This window comes from Clostridium sp. Marseille-QA1073, from assembly GCF_054863625.1.
In genome coordinates this window covers 255,373-280,842 of sequence record NZ_JBSVQM010000001.1, presented here as the reverse complement: position 1 = coordinate 280,842, position 25,470 = coordinate 255,373, and the positions used below count along the sequence as shown (strand labels likewise).

Genomic DNA, 25,470 nt, shown 5'->3' with positions numbered 1-25,470 from the left:
AATTTTGAATGGAATTTTAAAATTATTTCCTACATCAAGCAAAAATATGATTAGAAAAGCTTTAACGCATATAGATAAAGTGTTAGAGCGATATATAATAACACAATTTGAACTTTGCGCTATTATAGGTATTTTAACATTTATAGTGCTTTTAATATTAAGAGTTAAATTTCCTATAGTATTATCTTTAATAAATGCAATATTTAATATAATTCCTTATTTTGGGCCTATAATAGGTGCTATTCCTATTCTTATATTGGCTAGTTTAAATTCACTTCAAAGTGTAGTTTCTGTAGGAATAGCATTAATGATAATTCAGCAAATAGAAGGAGATATTATATGTCCTAAAATAATAGGAGAGAGTGTCAGTGCACATCCACTTACCATATTAATGTTATTACTTCTAGGCGGAAATATAGGTGGTGTATTAGGTATGATAATTATTGTACCTATTTGGGTAACTATTAAGGTATTATATGAAGATATTGAAAGTTATTTATTTTAAATTTTAATTAAGTAATAGTTGACATTTTATTTATTTTTTCATATAATTCCAATAAGAAAATGTAATATTAGGTGATGACAAGAATTAGTAAATATATCAAGGCATTTAGAGAGGAAGTGGTTGGTGAAAACTTCTTGGGAGATATATTGAAGCTGTCTTAGAGCCATATTTAATTAAGTGATATTAAAATTTAAAAAATTTTAATATAATAAGGGTGGTAACGCGGAACCTTTCGTCCCTTTTTAGGGAAGGAAGGTTTTTATTTTTTGTATAAAATATTATTAGTTAATACTATAATGATACAAAATATAGCTACAATAACGAAGTGTGAGATGTGCATTGTGAATTAAAAAGTTATAAATTAAAATAACAAAACAAATGCATATTTTAATCTATATATTAAATTTTTAAATAGTGCACTTAAATTATAGGAGGAGGAATAGATATGAAAAATATGTCATTAAATGAAATTAGAGAATCTTATTTAAGATTTTTTGAAAGTAAAGACCACTTAAGATTAGAAAGTTTCCCATTAGTACCTAAAAATGATAAGAGCTTACTACTTATAAATGCTGGTATGGCTCCATTAAAACCATATTTTACAGGATTACAAACCCCACCAAGTAAGAGAGTTACTACTTGTCAAAAGTGTATTAGAACTGGAGATATAGAAAATGTAGGTAAAACCTCTAGACATGGTACTTTTTTCGAAATGCTTGGAAATTTCTCTTTTGGAGATTACTTTAAAGAAGAGATAATTCCATGGGCTTGGGAATATGTAACAGAAGTTTTAGGAATACCAAAAGATAAATTATATGTAACTATACATTTAGAAGATGATGAAGCTTTTGAAATATGGGTAAATAAAACAGATATAGATAAAAATCGTATTTTTAGATTAGGAGCAGATAATTTCTGGGAGGTTGGAGCTGGCCCTGGACCATGTGGACCGTGTTCTGAAATTCATTTTGATAGAAAACCTGAATTAGGACAAATAAAAACTGCTGAGGAATTTGAAAAAGCTTCTGATGAAGATAGAGTTATAGAGTTCTGGAATCTAGTATTTACTCAATTTGATAAAGACGAAGAAGGAAATTATAATAAATTATCAAGTCCTAACATAGATACAGGAATGGGGCTTGAAAGAATGGCAACCATAATGCAAGGAGTTAACAGCATTTTTGAAGTTGACACAATTAGAGCAATATTAGATGAAGTTTGCAGAATATCTAATAAAAAATATGGCTATAATGAAAAAGAAGACATATCTATAAGAGTTATAACTGACCATGTTAGAAGTGTAACATTCATGATTAGTGATGGAGTATTACCATCAAATGAAGGTAGAGGATATGTTTTAAGAAGAATATTAAGAAGGGCAGCAAGACATGGTAGATTACTAGGAATAAAGGGAATATTCTTAAATAATCTATGTGATATAGTAATAGAAAACTCTAATGGTGCTTATCCAGAATTAAGTGAAAAATCTAGTTACATCAAAAAGGTAATAAAACTAGAAGAAGAAAGATTTAGTGAAACTATAGATTCAGGAATGGAAATATTAAAATCATATATTGAAGAATTAGAAGCTTCTAATGAAGATACTTTAAAAGGTGAAAAAGTTTTTAAACTTTATGACACTTATGGTTTTCCTCTAGAACTTACAGAGGAGATTTTAGAGGAAAAGAATTTAAAAGTCGATATAGAAGGCTTTAATACAGAAATGAAAAACCAAAGAGAAAGAGCTAGAGCAGCTAGAGGAGATTCAAGCTACATGGGCAATGATGATGGAATTTTAAATAAAATTCCTGCAGATATAGAAACTGCTTTTAGTGGATACGATAAAATAGTAGATTCTTCAGAAGTAAAAGTTCTAATTAAAGATGATGAATTTGTCGGAACTTTAGCTGCCAAAGAAAAAGGTATAATAATTACTTCTATAACTCCATTTTATGCTGAAATGGGAGGTCAAGTAGGAGATAAGGGTATAATTTCTAATAATAAGTTTAAAGCTGTAGTTTATGATTGCAAAAAAAATGTTGGTGGAAAAATTCTTCATTTTGTAGAAGTATTAGAAGGTGAAGTAAATTTAGAAGATATAGTTGAACTTTCAGTTAATAATGAAAGAAGACAAAATATATGCAAAAATCATACAGCTACTCATATGCTTCATGAAGCTTTAAGAGAGATTTTAGGGGATCATGTAAACCAAGCAGGTTCTTATGTAGATGATGAGAGACTAAGATTTGATTTTACTCATTTTGCTGCATTAAGTGAAGAAGAACTTAAAAAAGTTGAAAAGAAATTAAATGGTGAAATTATGAAAGTCTATAGCATAAATACTGATGTTATGACTATAGAAGAAGCTAAAAATAGTGGTGCAGTAGCATTATTTGATGATAAGTATGAAGAGGATGTTAGAGTTGTATCTGTAGGAAACTTCAGTAAAGAGCTTTGTGGAGGAACTCACGTTAAGAATTCTGGAGAGATAGGATTATTTAAAATTATAAGTGAAAGTGGAGTTGCAGCAGGTATTAGAAGAATTGAAGCTATAACTGGAGCAAAATCAGTTAAATATGTAGAAGATAAAAATACTTTCTTAAAAGAGGTTTCTTCAATATTAAAATGTGGAGAGAAAGATGTAGTTAATAAGCTGCAATTATTACTACAAGAGCTTAAAGATAAAGATAAAGAAGTTCAGAGTTTAAAAGAAAAATTAAATAGTGGATTAGAAGATGAACTTATAAGTTCAGTAATAGATATAAAGGGCGTAAAAGCTATAGTGGCAATGGTCAATGATGTTGAAGGAGAGGCTCTTAGAAATCTTAGTGATAAATTAAGAGATAAACTTCAAAGTGGTGTTGTCATACTAGGAGCTTCCTCAAAAGATAAGGTTCAATTTGTAGCAATGGCTACAAAAGATGCCGTTTCAAATGGAGTTCATTGTGGTAAAATAATTAAAGAGGCTGCAACTATCGCTGGCGGTGGTGGTGGCGGAAGGCCAGATATGGCTCAAGCAGGTGGAAAAATACCAGAAAAATTAAAAGAGGCAATGGATAAAGCTAAGGAAGTATTAGAAAGTTTAGTTAAATAGTGTACTTTTTGAAGCATATGTTTTATAATATTATTAAAATATCTATTGGTCGTTTAAACGATGGGAAAGAGGGAGATTATAGTGGATAATCAAAATACAGTTCAGTTTGAAGGTGTGAAGGATAAAAAAGATATGACAAAAATGATACTGACTGACGTATATGATGCCTTAAAGAAAAAGGGATATAATCCAGTTAATCAACTAGTAGGATATTTGATTTCAGGTGATCCAACTTATATAACAAATTATAATGGAGCAAGAGCATTAGTTAGTAAACTAGAAAGAGACGATATATTGGAAGAGGTTTTAAAATCTTATCTAGATATAAAATAAAAATGCCTTATAGGCATTTTTATTTTAATTTAACATATACTAAGTTTATTATTAATTATAGATACTTTTGCATAAGGAGATTCTTAATGAGAATACTAGGATTAGATGTTGGTGATAGAACTATTGGAGTGGCAGTAAGTGATCCATTAGGACTAACAGCTCAAGGCATTACTACAATAAAAAGAAAAAAAATAGAAGATGACATAAATGAAATTATAAAAATATGTACAGAATATAATGTGGAAAAGATAATTTCAGGACTTCCTAAAAATATGAATGGAACTATAGGACCTCAAGGAGAAAAGGTCATGGCCTTTTGTGAGGAATTAAAAAAGCACATAGATAAAGAAATAAAATTTTGGGATGAAAGATTAACCACTGTTGCTGCTCATAAGGTTATGTTAGAAGCGGATTTATCAAGAAGCAAGAGAAAGAAAATTGTAGATAAAATAGCAGCAATATACATATTACAAGGATATTTGGACAGTATATATTAAATAATTATTATGATAGAATAGGAGAAATAGTCATGGAAAATTATGTTGATAAAATTACTTTAATTGATGAAGATGGAGAAGAAATTGAGTTTGATGTTATAACTAAGCTGGATATAGAAGAAGAGGAATATGTTATAGTTGTTCCAAGTGGAGAAGAAAATTTAGATGCTATAGCACTAAAAATTAAAAAAGATGAAGAAGGAAATGATTTATTAGTTCCAGTAGAAGATGAAGATGAATTTGAAATGATATCAGAAGCTTACGAAGCTATATTTGAAGAATAATTTTTGTTTTATTATCGTGTAATTATCATTTGAAAATATCTATCTTATAAGAATAATAGATAGTTAATATAAAGAGACTATTAGTAATTAAAAAACTATATAAAATATAAAATAAAATTTAAAAAATGTTAAATTTTATAGTTATTAATTTGAAATGTTATTCTATTGAGAATTTCTCAAAACTTATAAAAAATTACGTGGATTACAGCGTAATGCATTAATAAGATATGAAAAATAGAGAAAGGAGGAGTTACGTTAAAGCAAGTAATATTATAAAATTTAAAAAAACATTTAAGAAGCCACACAAAATATTTGACAATATCAAAAATGATTATAGTCATAAAATAATTACTAACATATAGTAAAAGTTAAACTATTAAGCATAATTATGCCAATCGTAAAATATCTTTATCACAAGAATTTTTATGCATAATATTATAATCTGTTAAAGAATTATAATATTAGGTGGCAAATTATATTAAGACTCCTTTCTCAATGTATATATGTTAGAATGTAGTATCCAATATGTTGAGTATAAGGAAAATATAAATGTTTATAATGTTTTTATAGAGTTTTATAAGTTTTGCGTAACAGATGGAGTGGTTTAATATGTCTCATGATAGAATTGAAGTTTTAAAAGAAGTTTTAAAAGAAAAGGGGTATAAATTAACCCCTCAAAGAAGAGCTATTCTAAACGGAATAATTGATAGTGAAGGAGCTCACTTAACAGCTGAAGAGTTATATGATTTAGTAAAAATAGACTGCCCTGAAATAGGCTTAGCAACTGTTTATAGAACTGTTCAATTACTAGAAGAGATGGGCGTAGTATGTAAATTAGACTTAGATGATGGAAGAAGTAGATATGAACTTTGCCAAGGTGATGATAGTCATCAACATCATCATTTAATTTGCAATTCTTGTAATAAAGTAATTGAAGTTCAGGGCGATTTACTTCATGAAATAGAAGAGGTTGTTGAAGAAAAATACAAATTTAAAATTGAAAATCACAGTTTAAAATTCTATGGAATATGTGAAGAATGTAACAAGGTATCTGAAAGAGAATAAGTAATATAAGGATTTTAGTCTATTTTCTTTAGAAAAAGAAGTAAAATCCACGTATAGTCGAACTATGTGAAGATTTTGATGATACAGCATAACGGAAAATAGTTTAAAATACTGGTAAATTGTTTTCTTGAAGATCTTAAATAGAGTAACAAATTAATTTAAATATATATAAAACTACAAAGGAGGGGAGAAAGTGCGAAGAGAAAGAGAAAAAATTAAAATTATACCGCTTGGAGGTCTTAATGAAATAGGCAAAAACCTTACCGTAATTGAGTACAAGAATGATATTGTTGTTATCGACTGCGGTCTTAAGTTCCCAGATGATGATATGTTAGGTATAGATGTAGTTATACCAGATGTAAATTATCTTATAAAGAATAGGGAAAGGGTTAAGGGTATATTTTTAACTCATGGACATGAAGATCATATAGGCGCACTACCGTATGTTTTAAAGCAAATTAATGTTCCTGTATATGGAACAAAGCTTACATTAGGTATTGTTCAAACAAAACTTAAAGAACATGGTCTTTTAAGTTCAGTAGAGTTAAAGTATGTTAAACCAAAGGATATAGTCAAGCTTGAAAATGTTTCAGTAGAATTTATAAGAACTAGCCATAGTATAGCAGATTCTGTAGCTATTGCTATTCATACACCATTAGGGGTAGTACTTCATACTGGCGATTTCAAAATAGATTTTACTCCAATTGATGGTTGTGTAGCAGATTTAACTAGATTTGCAGAGCTTGGAAAAAAAGGAGTAACAGTAATGTTAGCTGACAGTACAAATGTGGAAAGACCAGGATATACTATGTCAGAAAGTACTGTTGGTGAAAGTTTTGAAAAGATTTTCTTTACTGCAAAAGGAAGAATAATAGTAGCTACATTTGCATCGAATATCCATAGAATTCAACAGATAATTGAAGCAGCTAGTAAGCACGGTAGAAAAGTTGCAGTATCTGGAAGAAGTATGGAGAATATTATGGCAGTAGCTATAGAGCTTGGTTACATTAAGCTTGAAAAAGATATCCTAATAAATATAGATGCCATTTCAAAGTATAATGATGATCAGATTGTTATTATAACTACAGGAAGCCAAGGGGAGCCAATGTCTGCACTTTCAAGAATGGCTTCGTCAGACCATAAAAAAGTAAATATTTCAGAGGGAGATACAGTTATAATATCTGCCACACCAATACCAGGAAATGAAAAGCTGATATCCAAGGTTATAAATCAACTTTTCAAAAAGGGAGCTCAGGTTATTTATGAGGTTCACGTTTCAGGGCATGCTTGTCAAGAAGAACTGAAGCTTATGCAAATTTTAGTAAAACCTAAGTTCTTTATTCCAGTTCACGGTGAATATAGACATTTAAAACAGCATGGAGAATTAGCTATGAAGCTAGGATTACCAGAAAAAAATGTTTATATTGGAGAAAATGGTGATGTAATTGAATTAACAAGAGATTCAATAAAAAAATCAGCATCAGTAGTATCTGGTCAAGTATTTGTTGATGGACTAGGTGTTGGAGATGTAGGTAACATAGTTCTTAGAGATCGAAAACATTTATCTCAGGATGGAATACTTACAGTTGTTGTAACTATAGAAAAAGAAAGTGGAACGGTAATTGCTGGTCCTGACATTATATCTAGAGGTTTTGTTTATGTAAGAGAATCAGAGGATTTAATGGAGGAAGCAAGAATTTTAGTTAGAGATGCACTTAAACAATGTGAAGAAAATAAAATCACAGAATGGCCAACAATAAAGGCTAATATAAGAGAAGTATTAAGAGTGTATTTATATGAAAAGACTAAAAGACGTCCTATGATATTACCTATAATAATGGAAGTTTAACTTGTATAATATATTCTTACAGATTTTAGTATCTTATTTTACTTTTTAAATAAGGAGGAATTTATATGAATATATATGATAAGGCTCATGAATTTGCTAGAGTTTTAAAAGAATGTAATGAAGTTGTTGAGTACAGAGAGAGTTTAAAAAAAATAAAAGAAAATGAAGCTAATAAGAAGATGCTAGATGATTTTAGAAAAATTCAATTTGAGGCTTATAGTGAACAAATTGAAAAAGGTAAGTTATCAGATAAAACAAAGGAAAAACTTGAAAATATGGGCTCAGTAGTTACATTAAATCCTGATATTGGAAAGTTTCTTCAAGCAGAAGCTAACTTTGGAGTTATGTGGGAAGATGTAATGAAAATTCTAACAAAGGCTATGGGAATTGAAGCAGAAATTGACACTAGAGAATAATTCTCCGTAAAGTTGACTTTTATTAAACATAATATTAGAATAGGTATAGTTAATTAAAATTGGATACAGACTTCGTATCCAATTTTCTTTTGTACGTGAATTGTAGAAAATTGATGAAAGATGGAGGAAAATAATGAATATATTCACAAGAGAAGACATAAGAAACATAGCAATAATAGCCCATGTTGACCATGGTAAGACTACATTAGTTGATGCGCTATTAAAACAAAGTAAAGTTTTTAGAGAAAATGAAAAGGTTGAGGAAAGAGTAATGGACTCTAATGACTTAGAAAGAGAAAGAGGAATAACAATTCTGTCAAAGAATACGGCAGTTCAATATGGAGATGTAAAAATTAATATTATAGATACTCCAGGACACGCAGATTTTGGTGGAGAAGTTGAGAGGGTTCTAAAGATGGTAGATAGTGTTCTACTAGTAGTTGACTCTTATGAAGGGGCTATGCCTCAAACTAAATTCGTTTTAAAGAAAGCTTTAGAACTTAATTTAAAACCAATAGTTGTAATAAATAAAATAGACAAACCAAATGAAAGAGCTGCAGAAGTTATTGATGAAGTATTTGACTTATTTGTTGAGCTTGGAGCTTCTGATGAACAGTTAGACTTTAAAGTTATATATGGCTCTGCAAGAGATGGATATGCTAAAGAAGAATTAGAAGATGAGTCAGATAGCATGGAACCATTATTTAAAGCTATAATAGAACATGTTGAGCCGCCAAAAGGAGAATTAGATGCTCCACTTCAATTACTTATTACATCATTAGATTATAATGAGTATGTTGGTAAAATTGGTGTAGGTAAGGTAATTAGAGGAACTATCAAGAAAAACCAAAACGTTGCGTTAATGAGAAAAGATGGAACTATAAAAAATGTTAAAATTTCTAATTTATATACATATAATGGCTTGAAAAGAGAAGAAACAGAAGAAGCTAAATTAGGAGATATAGTTGCAATTTCAGGAATTTCAGATATAAACATAGGAGAGACAATTGCTGATGCTCAAAACCCTGAGGCGCTTCCATTTATAGAGATAGATGAACCAACATTAAGCATGAACTTTATAGTTAATAACTCTCCTTTTGCTGGTCAAGATGGTGACTTCGTTACATCAAGACACTTAAGAGATAGACTTATGAAAGAGTTAGAAACTAACGTAAGCTTAAGAGTTGAAGAAACAGATTCTGCTGATAGCTTTAAAATTAGTGGAAGAGGAGAGCTTCACTTATCTATATTAATAGAGACAATGAGAAGAGAAGGATATGAGTTCCAAGTTTCTAAGCCTACAGTTATATATAAAGAGGAAAACGGTAAAAAACTTGAGCCAATTGAACATTTAACTATAGACGTACCAGAAGAATTTATGGGACCAGTTATGGAAAAGTTAGGACCTAGAAAAGCTGAAATGGTCAATATGACAAGTGCTATAAATGGATACACTAGACTTGAATTTAAAATTCCATCAAGAGGTCTTATAGGATTCAGAAATGAATTTATGACTGATACTAGAGGTAATGGTATAATGAATAGTGTATTAGAGGGCTATGAGCCTTATAAGGGTGAAATTCCTGAGAGAAGTAGAGGATCACTAATTGTATTTGAAACTGGTGAATCAGTTACTTATGGATTATATAATGCACAAGAAAGAGGAACACTATTTATAGGGGCAGGAGTTCCAGTTTACCAAGGTATGGTTATTGGGGAATGCTCAAGAAGTGAAGATGTAGAAGTTAATATATGTAAGAAAAAACAACTTACAAATACAAGATCATCTGGTGCAGACGATGCATTAAAATTAGTTACACCTACTGAAATGTCATTAGAAAAATGTTTAGATTTTATAGCTTCTGATGAGCTAGTAGAAGTTACGCCATTAAACATAAGAATGAGAAAGAAGATATTAGATCCAAATTTAAGAAAAAGAGCAGCAAAAAAATAAATCAATTTTATAATGGGGTGATTCTGTGAAAAAAGGAATTATTATTGCTACAATATGTTTGGTATGTGCGTTATTATTAGGGGGAATATTTTATAATAGCAATGCAAAACATCCTTTTAAGACTACAGAAGATTTTGCTATCGAGATTAAAGAAGGAGACACATTATACAGCGTAATTGAAAAACTAAAAGGTGAAGATAAGTTGAAGAATCCAACTTTAGTTAAGTTATATATTAAGCAAAAGAAACTTCAACCTAACATAAAACCAGGTAGTTACAATATAGCTAAAAATGCGTCAGTAGAAGAATTTATTGCTATGCTTGAAGACTCTAGTTTAGATAAGAGTAGTGTTAAAGTTACCATTCCAGAAGGGTATGATGTAGATAGAATAGCTATTGCCTTAGAAAAAGCGGATATAATTAGTAAAGATGAATTTATATCAGCAGTTAAAGGATATAAATTGCCGAGCTACATTAAGTCTAATAATGAAAGAAAATATGATCTAGAGGGATTTTTATTCCCAGATACTTATAGTTTTAAAAAGGGAGTATCTGCTGAGGAAATAATTAAGACTATGAATGGTAGATTTGATGAAGTAATTAAGGATTTAACTAAAGAAAAGCCTTTAAATGATGAAGAGTTATATAATATAATAACTATGGCATCTATTGTAGAAAGAGAAACAAGTAATCCTAAAGAAAGAGATATTGTAGCTTCAGTATTTTATAATAGAATAAAAGAAGATATGAAATTTCAATCCTGTGCTACAGTACTTTATGCACTAGGAAAACATAAAGATAAGTTATACGAAAAAGACTTAGAAGTAAATTCTCCATACAATACTTATTTAGTTAATGGGCTTCCTGTAGGACCAATTAGCTCACCAGGAAGTGAAGCAATAAAGGCTGCTATAAATCCAGCAGAAACTAATTACTTATTCTTTGTCTCTAATAATGATGGTACACATTTTTTCACAGATAACTATGATGAATTTTTAAAGGTTAAAGAAAAAACGCAGGGATTTTAAAATTAAATATTTATATAATATTTGTTGAGATTATTACATGAAAATTTTAAAAAACTATATTGTTAAGAAGTGATATTTTACTTAACTAATCATTGGCAATGAACAATTTACAATGAGATTCTAATTATACTATAAGAATCTATATAATTGTTCACTGTCAATATTTAATGGTAAAATTTGTGAGTTATGGATTAAAGTCTTATATATAAGGCTTTATATTTCAGTTTGCATTAAAATGTTATATATTAAAATGGAGGATACTTATGAGCGGAGTTACACATGATTATATGGAATTATATTTAAGAAATCTTATTCCAGATGATGTTGGTATTTTAAAGGAGATGCATGATTTTGCAATAGAAAATAAGGTACCTATTATCCAAAAAGAAGGAGCTAAGTTTCTACAATTTATGGTGACCTTAAAAAAGCCAAAGAAAATTTTAGAACTTGGAACTGCCATAGGATATTCATCTATTTTAATGAACTTAGCATCCGGCAGTAATAATAATATTACTACTATTGAACGAGACGAAAATATGATAAAATTAGCTAAAGAAAATATTAAAAAATATGGACTAGAAGATAAAATAAATGTAGTTGAAGGTGACTGTTTAGAGATATTAGAGAATTTAAAAGATGAATATGATATGATTTTTATGGATGCAGGAAAAGGGCATTATAATCATTTTTTACCTCATTGCTTAAGACTTTTAAAAGAAGATGGAGTGATTGTAGCAGATAATGTATTATTTAGAGGTATGGTAGCTTCTGATGAATTAGTGCAAAGAAGAAAAATAACTATAGTTAAAAGAATGAGGAGTTATTTAGATATGGTTTCTAATGATGAAAATTTAGTAACCACAGTTATACCTATGGGTGATGGTATTGCTTTAACTGTAAGGAGGAATGAAAATGATAAAACCAGAGTTACTAGCTCCAGCAGGTAATTTAGAAAAATTAAAAACTGCAATTGACTTTGGAGCAGATGCTGTATACTTAGGTGGAAGCAAACTAAACTTAAGAGCTTTTGCAGATAATTTTACTAATGAAGAGTTAAAAGAAGGAATAGAGTATGCTCATGCAAGAGGGAAAAAAGTTCATGTAACAATGAATGTATTTCCTCATAATGAAGATTTAGAAGGGTTAGAAGATTATTTAAAAGAACTTTATGAAATAGGTGCAGATGCTATAATTGTTGCTGATCCTGGAATAATAATGACAGCTAGAGAGGTAGTTCCTAATCTTGAAATTCATTTAAGTACTCAAGCGAATAATGTAAACTATAAATCAGCAATATTTTGGCATAAACAAGGTGTTAAAAGAATAGTTTTAGCTAGAGAATTAACATTAGAAGAAATCAGAGATATTAAAGATAAAGTTCCAGAGGATTTAGATCTTGAAATTTTTGTTCACGGTTCAATGTGCATGTCATATTCAGGTAGATGCTTATTATCTAATTATATGACAGGAAGAGATGCTAATAGAGGACAATGTGCTCAGCCTTGCAGATATAAATATCGTCTTGTAGAAGAAAAGAGAAATGAAGAGTATTTCCCAATTATTGAAGATGATAAAGGAACATACATAATGAATTCTAAGGATTTGTGTATGATAGAATATATTCCAGAGCTTATGAATACAGGAGCAATATCTTTCAAGATAGAAGGTAGAATGAAAAGTGCTTATTACGCAGCTACAGTGGTTAAGGCATACAGAGAAGCAATAGATGCATATTTTGAAAATCCAAAAGAGTACAAATTTCAGAAAAAATGGCTAGAAAATCTTCAAAAACCAAGTCATAGAAAATACTATACAGGTTTTTATCTTGGTGATAAGGATAGTCAGATATATGAATCTTCTTCATATATAAGAAATTATGATATTGTTGGAACTGTTGTGGAATTTGATAAAGAAAATAATTTAGCAGTTATAGAACAAAGAAACAAAGTTTTAGATAACGATGTGGTTGAAGTTTTAAGACCAGTTGGTGACAATATAGAAATAACTTTAAAAGATATGAGAGATAGTAAAGGAAACAAGATAGATTCAGCTCCTAGCGCACAGATGTTGTTTAGTGTTAAGGTAGATACTGAACTACAGAAAAATGATATACTTGTAAAGGCTAAGGAGGATAAGAAGTAATGAATCGTCCAGTTTTAATAGGAATTACAGGGGGCACAGGCTCAGGAAAAAGTACTATAGCTAAGGAAATATATAAAAGCTTTGGAGAAGATTGTATAGCTATGATAGAGCAAGATTCTTATTATAAGGATCAAAGTCATTTAACTTCAGAAGAGCGAGTTAAAACAAACTATGACCATCCAGATGCTTTTGATACTAAATTATTAGCTGAACAATTAAACCAATTAATAAATGGAGAGGCTGTAGAAAAGCCAATCTATGATTTCGAAATACATAATAGAGTAAAAGAAACTGTTAGAATTGAACCAAGGGATATAATAATATTGGAAGGAATATTGGTTCTACAAGAAGAAATACTTCGTGATATGCTAGATATAAAGATATATGTAGATACAGATGCAGATGTAAGATTTATAAGAAGAATGGTTAGAGATGTTAAAGAAAGAGGAAGAACTATAGATTCGGTTATCACTCAATATTTAACAGTAGTTAAGCAAATGCATGAGCAATTTACAGAGAATACTAAAAGATATGCAGATATTATAATACCAGAGGGTGGACATAATAAGGTTGCTATAGATATAATAACAGCTAATATAAAGCAAATATTACAAAAATAGTAAAAATGTATATTATTAAGAATATAACACCTCACTTTAGTCAAAAATTTAAGCTAAAGGGAGGTGTTTTTATGAGGAAAAAAACTTATAGTTTTATAAATTACAAGTGGAAAGAGATCACTATAAATAGAATTTATGTTATAGCAGTATTGCTAATTTGTAGTTTTCTTATACTATTAGGCAGATTATATTATATACAATATTATAAACAAGAAACTTATTCAGTAATGGCTGATATGCAATATTACTATGAAGAAAACATAAGTAATATGAACTATAAATTATTAGGAAGAAATAATGAGGAGCTCTTTGATTATCAATATAAATATTTCGTAGCAATAGATCCTACAACTTTTTTAACTTTAAATAATGATACAAGCTTACAAGACATGCAAACTGTAACTTATATATTGAGAAATTATAATAAGGATTATGATTTGTCACAAATAAAATATAAAGATAAAAGCCAAAAATATACTTATGAAATAGACTATAAAACTTATGAAAAATTGAATAGTTCTAAAAGTATTAATGGAATCTATACATATAAACAAAAAAATGCTATGAAGAAAAAAGATTGGAAGATTGAAAATTTAATAACTTCTCCTCAAAATTATAAAGATGAAAAATTTAAAGAATCTACATCTCTAGAGATGGACATATATAATAGAATTAAAAAAAATCAATTTGATAAAATTCGTTACGAAAAAGATGTAAACGGAAAAATAGTAGGAGAAGAAATTATAATACCTGAAGATAACATAAATGTAAAGCTAACCTTAGATAAAAATATACAAGTTCTTATGGAAGAAACCTTAAGGAGTGAAAAATTTAATAAATATCCTCAAATAGGACTTACTCTTGTAGAAAGTGAAAGTGGAAAGATACTATCAATGGTTCAAAAAGATGATAATATATCTAATATAAATATAGGAGTACCTAGTAGTAATGGTTTTCTAGTAGGTTCAGTATTTAAAACTATAGTATTTGAAGCAGCTTTAGATTTAGAATTAGCTGATTTAAAAGATGAGTATGAAATTAAGAATATATTTCCGAGAAGTATTGAGAAACAGAAAATATATACTTTAAATGAAGCTTATCTTCGTTCTTCAAATGATGTTTTTGCACAGTTAGGATGGAAAGTTGGATTAGATAATATAATTAAATATGCAGAAAATCAGGGATTATTACAGTCAGTTTTGAATCTTCATGATGAGGTACAAGGTACTATTGAAGGGTTAAATGAAAAAGATAAATCAGGAGTTATTACTAATACTTCTATAGGTCAAACTTTGAGAACTACACCGTTGGCAGTATCAGCCATTCCAAGTACTATAGTTAATAAAGGCATATATGTAAAGCCAAAAATTTTAGAAGGTTATGTGGATAATAATGGACATATAATAGAAGAAATACCTGTGGAGAAGCATAGAGTACTATCAGAAGAAACTGCTGCTGTTATGGAAGAACAAATGAGAGAAGTCATAACTTCTGAAATAGGTACAGGTAAAAAAACTAATATTGAAGGATTATACATGGGTGGAAAAACTGGTACTACAGAGTATTTTGTAGATGGAAAAGAATACTCAGATGGATGGTTTGTAGGATATTTCAAGTATAGAGATAAATTTTACTCTATGGTAGTATTTATACCAGAAATAGATATTGTAAATGATGCTGGTGGTACTACTGCTGCTTATGTATTTAGAGAAGCTATAGATAGATTAATAAAATCTAATTATTTATAAACTTACTAAGGCATCTTCAATAAAATATTGATTCATTATTTTATTGAAGATGCTTAATATTTTTATAATAAATTGAAGAATATTAAATTTGTCAAGAACTATTTCAATTAAATAAGGTAGAAAAAATTTTAGTGTACAGGCTACTTTTTGGATTTCCAATCATATTATTATAATAAGCACTATTAGGGGGAACAGCTATGGTTTTCTTCAATTGGTTCTTTAATGTGATTGGAGACATTACTTTATTAACAGCTTATGTATCAGGAAGTAGCTCATTTCCGCAGCCTCTTACGGAGGAAGAGGAAAGAGAATATTTACAAAAGTTTAAAGAGGGAGACGTTGAAGCTAAAAATATCTTAGTGGAAAGAAACTTAAGACTGGTGGCACATATTGTTAAAAAATACTCTTTCCCAGGTAAAGAAGTAGATGATTTAATTTCCATAGGTACAGTAGGTCTAATAAAGGCAATTGATTCTTTTGATAGTTCTAAGGGAACAAGACTTGCTACCTATGCTGCAAGATGTATTGAAAATGAAATCTTAATGCTTATTAGAAATAATAAAAAGATAAAGGGTGAAGTGTATTTACAAGACCCTATAGGTATTGATAAAGAAGGTAATGAGATTTCATTAATGGATATATTAAGTAGTGATAAAGATTCTATTGTAGAAATAGTAGAAAATAAAATTCAGGTGAAAAAGCTTTATAGCAAAATCAATACTGTTTTACAGGAAAGAGAAAAGCTTATTATAGAAATGAGATATGGACTTATTGATGGAAAGGGTAAAACTCAACGAGAAATTGCAAAAATACTAGGGATATCAAGATCCTATGTATCTAGGATAGAGAAGAGAGCATTAAAAAAACTATGTAAAGAATTAAATAGCCCAGATAATAGTACTTATTGATTTTTAAAGCACAGAGGTATTTAATATAATTTATTATAAGATTTTTAAATGCAGTGATATTTACAAAATAATATTAAAGAGTATAAAATTGAATTGAAGATGTGAATTATGTACTGTATTTGAATTATAAAGTTAGTGATCAATAAGATTAAAATAATTATTGTAAATTATTTTTTCAAAAGAAACTAGGTTTTAAATTTTAAATTACGTGCAATATACAGTAAAGTTCTCATCCTTACTTAATTAATTTTATATTAGTGTTTTACATTTAATATTAAATTTAAAATAGTATAAAATTTGAAGGAGGTGATACGATGAATTATAGTGGACTATTGGGAAGAAACATACAGTATACTTTGTCACCTCCTATTCATAATGAATATTATAAGAAGAACAATATATTATTAGAATATAGAATATTTGATATACAACAAAGTGAAGTAAAAAGATTTCTAGAAATTTTACCAAGTAATAATATAGTAGGAATTAATGTTACCATTCCATATAAAGAATATATTATAAATTTTTTGCAAGAGTTAATCTATCCTGCGAATAAGATTAAAGCAGTTAATACAGTTGTAATTAAGAATAATAGACTTATAGGATATAATACTGATTATTTTGGCTTTATTGAAAGCTTAAAAATAAATAATGTTAATCTTCAAGGAAAAAAATCTTTAATTATTGGTAGTGGAGGAGCTGCTAAAGCTGTACTTTATGGAGTAAAGGACTTAGGTGTAGATGAAATACATATGGTACTTAGAAAAAAAGAATCCATAAAAGATCATAGTATTTATATAAATAAATTTTTTAGCTTTGAAGATGAATTGGATTTAAGAGATTATGACATAGTAATTAACTGTACACCATTAGGTGGCGCAAACTATATAGAAAGTTGCCCTATAAAAATAAAGCATTGTAATAAGAATATAGTTTTTTATGATTTGAATTATAATCCTAAGATTACTAAATTTATGGAATTAGGAGAAAAATATGGGGCAAGAGTTATAAATGGAATGGATATGCTTTATAGTCAGGCTTATAAAGCTATAGAAATATGGAAAGAAATATTATAAATTTACTTAATAATATTCCTAAAAATAACTAATCAGATATCTGATTAGTTATTTTTATATGCTTATTAAAAAATAGATGATAAAGCTTCTCTAAATATTTTTGTCCAATTAAAAGATTAGTATCAATGATTGCCCAATATTAATAGTGAATTCCTATTGAATAAGGTAGAAATGTTAATATTAAGTAACACAATTACATAAATTTACAGACTAAATTTGGAAATGATATATAATAAACATATTGATTATTTCTTAACAATTTGTAAAGTTTTCGAAAAAATTATATTATATAAAGAAAAATATATTATAGTATTGATATGCAAATATAAAATCTGTTATTATTAAAGTGTATACTGGTAGCTTTATATTACCAGTAAATTACAATATACAAATTTATTGCCTAGGAAAGAAATCAAATTAAAACTTAAAGATAATTTTATTTATAAAATGTGACTTTATTAAATAAGTAATCTTTATATTTGGTATAGATGAGAGCAGTATCCCATCTATTTTTTATATAAACGGAAATAAAAATAGATGGTTTTTAGTGAAATATTGCATTTTATTTACAAAGCAATTATACTAAAAATAGGAGTTTATATTTTAACATAATATTCTCTAAAAAATAAGCTATTTTAGAGGAAAAATAAGTTTTTTGTTGAATATATACTTTTGAAGCTTCTCTTAAGGGGGGATAATTTAAGTGAGCAATTACATAGTTGGAATAGACATTGGAGCATCCAAAGTATGTGGTGTAGTTGGAGATTTAGATGGTATAGGAAAGCTTCAAGTTTTAGGAATTACTACATCTAAATGTAAGGGGATAAAAAAAGGTTTACTTGAAGATGTAGAAAGTACAGCCAAAGCTATTTCTGAGACAGTAAAACAACTAGAAAATATTGTTGGTACTACTATAGAAGATGCATATATTTCTATACCTGTATCATTATGTGAAATAGTTGAGGAAAGAGAAGTATTAACTTTATCTTCCCAGGATAGAGAAATAAAGCGAGAAGACATTGATAGTGTTATTAATGTGATGAGACTTGAAGTTGAAGCTTCTAGAGGCATGGAAGTAGTAGCAATAAACCCTGTGGAATATTCAATCAACGAGGTGGATAACATAAATAATCCAGTAGGGTTATTAGGTCGTACTTTAGGAGTTAAAGCTCAGGTGTTAATTGCATCAAAAGAAATAGTTGATAACTATAGAAAAGCTATGAATGAAGCAAAAGTAAAAGTTAAGAGTATAGTTGTAGATTCTTTAGGAGTATCAAAGGATATGTTAAAATCTGAAGAACTTACAGAAGGAGTAGCACTTATAGATATAGGTGCTGAGACTTCAGATATTTCCATATTTAAAAATAATAAACTGAACTATACATCTAGTATACCTCTAGGCGGTGAAACTATAACTAGTGACATATCTATTTGTCTTAAAATTTCTCGTGAGGATGCAGAGAATTTAAAAATTAAAAGCGGAAGGCTATTTAAAGATGATATATCACCAGATTATAAATTAAAGATTTATTCATCAGAAAATGGAGAGTTATTAGAAGTAGATTATAATACATTAGTTGAAATAGTTGCAGAAAGAGTTAAAGAGATAATAGTTTTAGTTAAACGAGATTTAATTAAAGCTGGATATTATAATGAAATAAGCTCTATTGTAATATGTGGTGGCGGTATTTCACTATATAGGAGTGTTACTGATTTAGTTTCAAGTATATTGGACAAGTCATGTAGAATAGGTACTCCATCTTATGTAGGGGCTGCTAATCCAATATATACAACAGCTACAGGTATTATAAAAGAATTATCATTGAATATGAAAGTTATAGAAAAGGTAGAAGAGAATAACAAACCAAAAAACTTAAATGATAAGAAGTCAAATAGGAGTGTAAAAGAGACATTTTCATCCAAAATAAAATCGTTTTTATCAGATTTTTTCTAATGAGGAGGTAGTATTGTGCTAGATTTTGATGTTCAAGACAGAGATTTATGCCAGATAAAGGTAATTGGATGTGGAGGCGGAGGAAACAACGCTGTAAATAGAATGATTGAAGAAGGACTTAAAAACGTAGAGTTTATAGGAATAAATACAGACAAGCAAGCATTAGCTTTATCAAAAGCATCGCAAAAAATTCAATTAGGTGAGAAGCTTACTAGAGGATTAGGTGCAGGTGCCAATCCTGAAATTGGAAGAAAAGCAGCAGAAGAAAGCAAAGAAGAGATTGTACAAGCGCTAAAAGGTGCAGACATGGTATTTATTACTGCTGGTATGGGTGGTGGTACAGGTACTGGTGCTGCACCAGTAGTAGCAGAAATTGCTAAGTCAATGGGAATATTGACAGTAGGAGTTATTACTAAACCATTTATATTTGAAGGTAGAAAAAGAATGATCCATGCTGAAACTGGAATTAAAGCATTAAAGGAATCAGTAGATACTTTAGTGACAATACCAAATGAAAGATTGCTGAGCATGGTGGATAAGAAAACTACATTAGTTGAATCATTTAAGAAAGCAGATGATGTATTAAGACAAGGTGTTCAGGGTATATCAGATCTTATTACTATACCAGGACTTATAAACTTGGACTTTGCTGATATTAGTACAATAATGTTAGATAAAGGATTAGCTCACATGGGTGTAGGTGCAGGTAGAGGTGATAATAGAGCTCAAGAAGCTGCAAAAGAAGCAATATCAAGTCCTCTTCTTGAAACTTCAATTGTTGGCGCAACAGGGGTGCTATTAAATGTTACTGGAGGAGCTGATCTATCATTATTAGAAATTAGTGAAGCTGCACAAATAGTTCAAGAAGCTGCAGACCCAGATGCAAACATTATATTTGGTGCGGTTATTGATGAAAATTTAAAAGAAGAAATAAGAATAACTGTTATAGCAACTGGATTTGAATGTGATAAAGTTCCTCAAAATACAACTAATCATTTAAAGGCTGATACAATAGTTCCTTCAAGAAATGTACCTAAAGAGGAAGTAGCAGCAACAGAAGAGAAATATGAAGAAGAAAATTATTCAGTACCGACATGGTTAAGAAGAAATACAAACAGATAATTTTAAGGCAAATGTAAAATTACATTTGCTTTTCTTTTTTCAAAATAACATATTATTTCTAAATTTAATTAAATTAATTTTTTTAACTAGCAATTATATTGCTAGTTTTTTTATAGAAAAATACAATATGACTCAAAAATAAATTAATTTAAAACTTCTTTAATATAAAGGGAACTTTCTATAAATTATACATTTTCAATTTTTAATTCCATAAAAATGAAGTTTTCATGATCAGTAATTAAATAACATAAATTTAAATATTAAAATATTTAAATTTATGTATATAAAAATTATTTGGGAAAATAATCATAATTTGACGTAAAAAAAAATGAATAATTTCAAAAATACAGGTAAAATTTTACAAATTTTATACTCTATTACATGTATAATATTCCTTAGAGGAGGAATAATTTTGGTTGTTTATTTGGATGAAATTTTATTTGAAAATTTTTTAGTTAATTTATTCATCTTATGTATTACTCTTCAAACTATAAAGAAGAAAACAAAGTTTACAAAAGAGATCATTGCAGCAGCTTTTGGAAGTTTGTATGTTTTGGTAATGCTTATTCCAAGACTTATGTTTCTTAAAAGTAAATTAGTTAATGTAATCATTGCTTTTATAATGATAATAATTTGCTTAAGAAAAGAAAGCAAATTAATTTGCATTAAAGGTACTTTAATTTATATACTTTATTCTATGTTGCTTGCGGGAACTACCTATTACTTTTCACTAAACAATAATCCTAATTTATTGTTTACTCATTCTATGTTTAATTTTAATTATAAAAAATTAGCATTATCTATAATGATTCTATACTTAATTATTAATAGAGTTGTAGTATACATAAAAGATAGAAAAATATTATATAACTATATTTATACTATTGATATTTCTGTTAATAATCAAAAATTAAGTGTTAAAGGATTTTTAGATACAGGTAATGAATTAAGAGAGCCTATTACTAATTTACCAGTAATTATAGTAGAAAAAGATGCATTAAAGGAATTGGAATTAAACAGTTATGCAAAATATGCGATAGGTTATTCGGTGGTAAACGGGAAAGATGGAAAGCTGGAAGGATTTAAGCCTGATAGTGTTAGTATTATCTTTGATGAAAATATAATTTTAAAAGATGCAATTATAGCTTTTTGTGATAATAAACTTAGTAAATACAATGACTATAATGCACTATTGCCAAGAGGCATAATAATTTGATCGGGGGGTATTTAAGTGAAAATTAAAGTCTTTTTTAACAAATTAATAAGTGGATTGAGCAACTTGTTAGGCAAAATAAAAATCTTTTATAAAAAGGTTTATTATATAGGAGGAAATGATGCATTACCCCCACCACTTACTAAGGAAGAGGAAGATAAGTTAGTACAGGATTTAGTTTTAGGAGACGAAAGCATTAGAGCTACACTTATAGAAAGAAACCTAAGACTAGTTGTATACATTGCTAGAAAGTTTGAAAATACAGGAGTGAACGTAGAAGATTTAATTTCTGTAGGTACTATAGGGCTTATTAAAGCTGTAAATACATTTGATCCTGAAAAGAAGATTAAGCTTGCTACATATGCTTCAAGATGTATCGAAAATGAAATACTTATGTATTTAAGGAGAAATAGTAAAATCAAGACAGAAATATCATTTTATGAACCACTAAATATTGACTGGGATGGAAATGAACTTTTATTATCGGATATATTAGGTACTGAAAGTGATGTAGTTTACAACCTTATTGAAGATGAGGTTGACAAGCAATTATTGGTTTTGGCAATGGAAAAATTAAATGATAGAGAAAAAGAAATTGTTGAGTTAAGATTTGGTCTTAATGGATATGCAGAAAAAACTCAAAAAGAAGTAGCAGATATACTTGGTATATCACAATCATATATTTCTAGATTAGAAAAAAGAATTATTAAAAGATTAAAAAAAGAAATTAATAAAATGTTGTAAAGTTGTCCTTAGTATAAAAGTCATCACATCAGGAGATAATTAAAATGCAATTACTCTGAAGGGAATGGTGACCTTATGATGATAAACAAAGTAGAAATATGTGGGGTAAACACGTCAAAACTACCAGTTTTAAAGGAAAAAGAAATGAAGGAATTGCTTTTAAAAATGAAGGATGGAGATGAAGAATCCAGAGAAAAATTTATAAAAGGAAATTTAAGACTGGTGCTTAGCGTTATTCAACGTTTTAACAATAGGGGAGAAAATGTTGACGATTTATTTCAAGTAGGATGTATAGGATTAATAAAAGCCATTGACAATTTTGATTTAAGCCAAAACGTTAAGTTTTCTACTTATGCTGTTCCAATGATTATTGGTGAAATAAGGAGATATTTAAGAGATAATAACTCTATAAGAGTTAGTAGATCACTTAGAGATATTGCATATAAAGCACTTCAAGTTAGGGATAGATTAGTTAATAAGGATAATAAAGAACCTACTGTTTCACAAATAGCAAAAGAGCTTCAAGTATCAAGAGAAGAAGTAGTTTTTGCACTTGATGCTATTCAAGATCCAGTTTCTTTATTTGAACCAATTTATCATGATGGTGGAGATGCTATCTATGTTATGGATCAAATTAGTGATAACAAGAATTTAGATGATAGTTGGCTTGAAAATATATCTATAAAAGAAGCTATGAAAAAATTAAGTGATAGAGAAAAGTTAATATTAAATTTAAGATTTTTTGATGGAAGAACTCAAATGGAGGTAGCAGATGAGATAGGTATTTCTCAAGCACAGGTATCACGATTAGAAAAGACAGCATTAAAGCATATGAGAAAATATGTTTAAAGAGCCTATATAGGCTCTATTTTTTCTTATTAAAGAATATTATCAAAAGTTTCATAAAATCTGCAAATACTAAAAATTAAGCAGTTTTTAAGTACAAGCCTCTTAAAATAAAGCATATTCAAAAATAACCGATTAATAAGTTTTGCATATATTATTTTAGAAATTAATGTATAGCACATTTTTAAATATCTTAATTTACAGCTTTAATCAATGAGAATTAAAATGGGAAATTTACAATTATGATATAAGTTGGTTTTATGTAAGAGTTAATGAAATTAATATATTTATTTATAAAAATATCTTTAATTAATTATTTTAGATTCATAAGAATATATATTTTACTTTAAAATATATATTAGCATAGAGAAAAAATGCGGGAGGATATTATGGAAAATACAATGTATGCAATAAATAGTTTAAAGATGATGGAAGTTATAGATATAAATTCAGGATCAAAACTTGGATATATAAAAGATTTAAAAATAGACTGTGAAGTTTATAGAGTATTATCAATTGTAATACCTTCTCAAGAAAAAGGTGGATGGTTTAATAAAAATAATGATATTGAAATTCCTTGGGAAAATATTAGAAAAATAGGTATTGATGTAATATTAGTTGATGGAGAAGGATATATAGATATAATGGAAGAATAAGAGATATTTTATTTTTTTATGGAATTTTATCAAAATATGTGTATAATTAACTATATAAAATTCTTTAAAAAGGTAGTGAAGAGAAGTGAAATGTCCATTTTGTAGCGGTGAAGAAAGTAAAGTAGTTGACTCAAGATCCACTGATGATAATGTTGCAATAAGAAGAAGAAGAGAATGTCTTCGCTGTAACAAACGATATACCACCTATGAGAAGATAGAAGATATTCCGGTGTTAGTCATTAAAAGGGATTTAAATAGAGAGTTTTTCAACAGAGATAAAATAATAAGGGGATTAGTTATTGCTTGTCAAAAAAGACCGGTATCTAGAGCTGTAATTGAAAATATCACCAATGATATAGAAAAATCTTTAAATAATAAAATGATTACAGAAATTAGCTCAGAAGATATAGGGGAAATGGTATTAGAGAAGTTAAAAACTATAGATGAAGTTGCTTATGTTAGGTTTGCTTCTGTATACAGGCAATTTGAAGACATAAATACTTTTATGCATGAAATTAGAAATCTTATGAGTCATAAGTAGAATACTTAAAAAGTATTTTACTTTTTTTCTATGTAAAGTTTTAGATGAAATCTGAAAATTTTATGTTAAATACAAGTTAAAAAATAGAGGAAACTATTACAGTATATTACGTTAAGTGATATTATCAAAGTAGAAATTAGGAGGAACAACATGGCAAAGCTAAATATTAGTGACTATGAATTTGTAACATATAAAGAAGAAAATATAAATATAGTTTTTTCAACATCAAAAAATAATTTAAACTTTAATAAAAGAACAAAAGAAGGACAAAATAATTTAAATAATCTAAAAAGTTTATTTAAATTAGATGAAGTTGTTTATTTAAATCAAATTCACAGTGATATAATTCATATTTATGAAAATGACAATATAACTGATTTAGATGGAGATGGAATTATAACCTCTAAAAATAAAACAGCAATAGGAGTTTTCACTGCAGATTGTGTACCTGTAATAATTGTAGATAATAAAAAGAAAGTAGTAGCTGCAATACACAGTGGATGGAAAGGCACATTTAATCTTATTGTTACAAAAGCTATAGAAAAAATTATTGAAAAATATCACTGTAATGAAGAGAACTTAAAAGTATATATAGGTCCCCATAATAAAGAATGCTGTTATGAGGTAAGTGAAGAGTTGATAGAAAAATTTAAGGCTCTTCCTATTTATAAATATGAAAATATAAATAATGGACGATATTTAAACTTACAAGAATGTATACGGGTACAGCTTACGAATTTAAATATTAAAAAAGATAATATTTATTCTACAGATATATGTACTTATTGTAATAATGAATACGAGTTATATTCCTATAGAAAAGAACATGAAAAAGAGGGAAGATTATTTTCTTTTGTATATATTGAATAATGGAGG

The 25,470-nt window shown here is 28.2% G+C and carries 24 protein-coding genes and 1 other annotated feature; all 24 genes read left to right on the top strand.

Annotated features, from left to right (window positions below; translation table 11 throughout):
- Positions 1-4: 4 nt before the first annotated feature.
- Complete coding sequence (locus tag ACY1IQ_RS01215; protein WP_461612230.1) at positions 5-505, top strand: AI-2E family transporter; 501 nt, start codon at positions 5-7, stop codon at positions 503-505.
- Between the two features lie 65 nt (positions 506-570).
- Positions 571-748: a binding site (T-box leader), on the top strand.
- 202 nt (positions 749-950) lie between these two features.
- On the top strand, positions 951-3,599 hold the full coding sequence (gene alaS / locus ACY1IQ_RS01210) for an alanine--tRNA ligase (RefSeq protein WP_461612229.1): 2,649 nt from the start codon (positions 951-953) through the stop codon (positions 3,597-3,599).
- Positions 3,600-3,659: 60 nt separating this feature from the next.
- Complete coding sequence (locus ACY1IQ_RS01205) at positions 3,660-3,932, top strand: IreB family regulatory phosphoprotein (protein WP_414633122.1); 273 nt, start codon at positions 3,660-3,662, stop codon at positions 3,930-3,932.
- Between the two features lie 86 nt (positions 3,933-4,018).
- Positions 4,019-4,429, top strand: coding sequence for a Holliday junction resolvase RuvX (ruvX, locus tag ACY1IQ_RS01200; RefSeq protein ID WP_461612228.1), 411 nt, complete (start codon positions 4,019-4,021; stop codon positions 4,427-4,429).
- 32 nt (positions 4,430-4,461) lie between these two features.
- Complete coding sequence (locus tag ACY1IQ_RS01195; RefSeq protein ID WP_461612227.1) at positions 4,462-4,713, top strand: DUF1292 domain-containing protein; 252 nt, start codon at positions 4,462-4,464, stop codon at positions 4,711-4,713.
- 609 nt (positions 4,714-5,322) lie between these two features.
- Positions 5,323-5,778 (top strand): Fur family transcriptional regulator, encoded by a 456-nt coding sequence (locus ACY1IQ_RS01190; RefSeq protein ID WP_461612226.1) that lies wholly within the window; start codon positions 5,323-5,325, stop codon positions 5,776-5,778.
- Between the two features lie 193 nt (positions 5,779-5,971).
- Positions 5,972-7,627, top strand: coding sequence for a ribonuclease J (locus tag ACY1IQ_RS01185; protein WP_461612225.1), 1,656 nt, complete (start codon positions 5,972-5,974; stop codon positions 7,625-7,627).
- 65 nt (positions 7,628-7,692) lie between these two features.
- Entirely contained in the window at positions 7,693-8,043 is a 351-nt protein-coding gene (locus ACY1IQ_RS01180) for a YlbF family regulator (protein ID WP_461612224.1), read from the top strand.
- Between the two features lie 133 nt (positions 8,044-8,176).
- Positions 8,177-9,997: a translational GTPase TypA gene (gene typA / locus ACY1IQ_RS01175; protein ID WP_461612223.1), complete on the top strand. Its 1,821-nt coding sequence runs from the start codon at positions 8,177-8,179 to the stop codon at positions 9,995-9,997.
- A 25-nt stretch (positions 9,998-10,022) separates the two neighbouring features.
- Positions 10,023-11,024 carry an endolytic transglycosylase MltG gene (gene mltG / locus ACY1IQ_RS01170; RefSeq protein ID WP_461612222.1) on the top strand — a complete coding sequence of 334 codons (1,002 nt, stop codon included), beginning with the start codon at positions 10,023-10,025 and terminating at the stop codon, positions 11,022-11,024.
- A 263-nt stretch (positions 11,025-11,287) separates the two neighbouring features.
- Positions 11,288-11,971, top strand: a complete 684-nt coding sequence (locus ACY1IQ_RS01165) for an O-methyltransferase (protein WP_461612221.1) — start codon at positions 11,288-11,290, stop codon at positions 11,969-11,971.
- Positions 11,937-13,166, top strand: a complete 1,230-nt coding sequence (locus tag ACY1IQ_RS01160) for a peptidase U32 family protein (protein WP_461612220.1) — start codon at positions 11,937-11,939, stop codon at positions 13,164-13,166. The genes ACY1IQ_RS01165 and ACY1IQ_RS01160 overlap by 35 nt, the downstream gene beginning before the upstream one ends.
- Positions 13,166-13,786 (top strand): uridine kinase, encoded by a 621-nt coding sequence (gene udk, locus ACY1IQ_RS01155; protein ID WP_461612219.1) that lies wholly within the window; start codon positions 13,166-13,168, stop codon positions 13,784-13,786. The genes ACY1IQ_RS01160 and udk overlap by 1 nt, the downstream gene beginning before the upstream one ends.
- A 71-nt stretch (positions 13,787-13,857) precedes the next feature.
- The gene (locus ACY1IQ_RS01150) at positions 13,858-15,534 is read left to right on the top strand and encodes a penicillin-binding transpeptidase domain-containing protein (protein ID WP_461612218.1); all 1,677 of its coding nucleotides are present in this window, start codon (positions 13,858-13,860) and stop codon (positions 15,532-15,534) included.
- Between the two features lie 197 nt (positions 15,535-15,731).
- The gene (sigK, locus tag ACY1IQ_RS01145) at positions 15,732-16,442 is read left to right on the top strand and encodes an RNA polymerase sporulation sigma factor SigK (protein WP_461612217.1); all 711 of its coding nucleotides are present in this window, start codon (positions 15,732-15,734) and stop codon (positions 16,440-16,442) included.
- Positions 16,443-16,756: 314 nt separating this feature from the next.
- Positions 16,757-17,518, top strand: a complete 762-nt coding sequence (locus ACY1IQ_RS01140) for a shikimate dehydrogenase family protein (RefSeq protein ID WP_461612216.1) — start codon at positions 16,757-16,759, stop codon at positions 17,516-17,518.
- Positions 17,519-18,221: 703 nt separating this feature from the next.
- Positions 18,222-19,472 carry a cell division protein FtsA gene (ftsA, locus tag ACY1IQ_RS01135; protein ID WP_461612215.1) on the top strand — a complete coding sequence of 417 codons (1,251 nt, stop codon included), beginning with the start codon at positions 18,222-18,224 and terminating at the stop codon, positions 19,470-19,472.
- Positions 19,473-19,487: 15 nt separating this feature from the next.
- The gene (gene ftsZ / locus ACY1IQ_RS01130) at positions 19,488-20,594 is read left to right on the top strand and encodes a cell division protein FtsZ (RefSeq protein ID WP_461612214.1); all 1,107 of its coding nucleotides are present in this window, start codon (positions 19,488-19,490) and stop codon (positions 20,592-20,594) included.
- Between the two features lie 412 nt (positions 20,595-21,006).
- The gene (spoIIGA, locus tag ACY1IQ_RS01125) at positions 21,007-21,810 is read left to right on the top strand and encodes a sigma-E processing peptidase SpoIIGA (RefSeq protein ID WP_461612213.1); all 804 of its coding nucleotides are present in this window, start codon (positions 21,007-21,009) and stop codon (positions 21,808-21,810) included.
- A 45-nt stretch (positions 21,811-21,855) separates the two neighbouring features.
- Positions 21,856-22,551: an RNA polymerase sporulation sigma factor SigE gene (gene sigE, locus ACY1IQ_RS01120; protein WP_461612350.1), complete on the top strand. Its 696-nt coding sequence runs from the start codon at positions 21,856-21,858 to the stop codon at positions 22,549-22,551.
- A 75-nt stretch (positions 22,552-22,626) separates the two neighbouring features.
- The gene (sigG, locus tag ACY1IQ_RS01115) at positions 22,627-23,400 is read left to right on the top strand and encodes an RNA polymerase sporulation sigma factor SigG (protein ID WP_291568493.1); all 774 of its coding nucleotides are present in this window, start codon (positions 22,627-22,629) and stop codon (positions 23,398-23,400) included.
- A gap of 386 nt (positions 23,401-23,786) precedes the next feature.
- Positions 23,787-24,053 carry a YlmC/YmxH family sporulation protein gene (locus ACY1IQ_RS01110; protein WP_039631453.1) on the top strand — a complete coding sequence of 89 codons (267 nt, stop codon included), beginning with the start codon at positions 23,787-23,789 and terminating at the stop codon, positions 24,051-24,053.
- A gap of 85 nt (positions 24,054-24,138) precedes the next feature.
- Positions 24,139-24,594 carry a transcriptional regulator NrdR gene (gene nrdR, locus ACY1IQ_RS01105; RefSeq protein ID WP_291568490.1) on the top strand — a complete coding sequence of 152 codons (456 nt, stop codon included), beginning with the start codon at positions 24,139-24,141 and terminating at the stop codon, positions 24,592-24,594.
- Positions 24,595-24,744: 150 nt separating this feature from the next.
- Positions 24,745-25,464, top strand: coding sequence for a peptidoglycan editing factor PgeF (gene pgeF / locus ACY1IQ_RS01100; RefSeq protein ID WP_461612212.1), 720 nt, complete (start codon positions 24,745-24,747; stop codon positions 25,462-25,464).
- Positions 25,465-25,470: the final 6 nt, after the last annotated feature.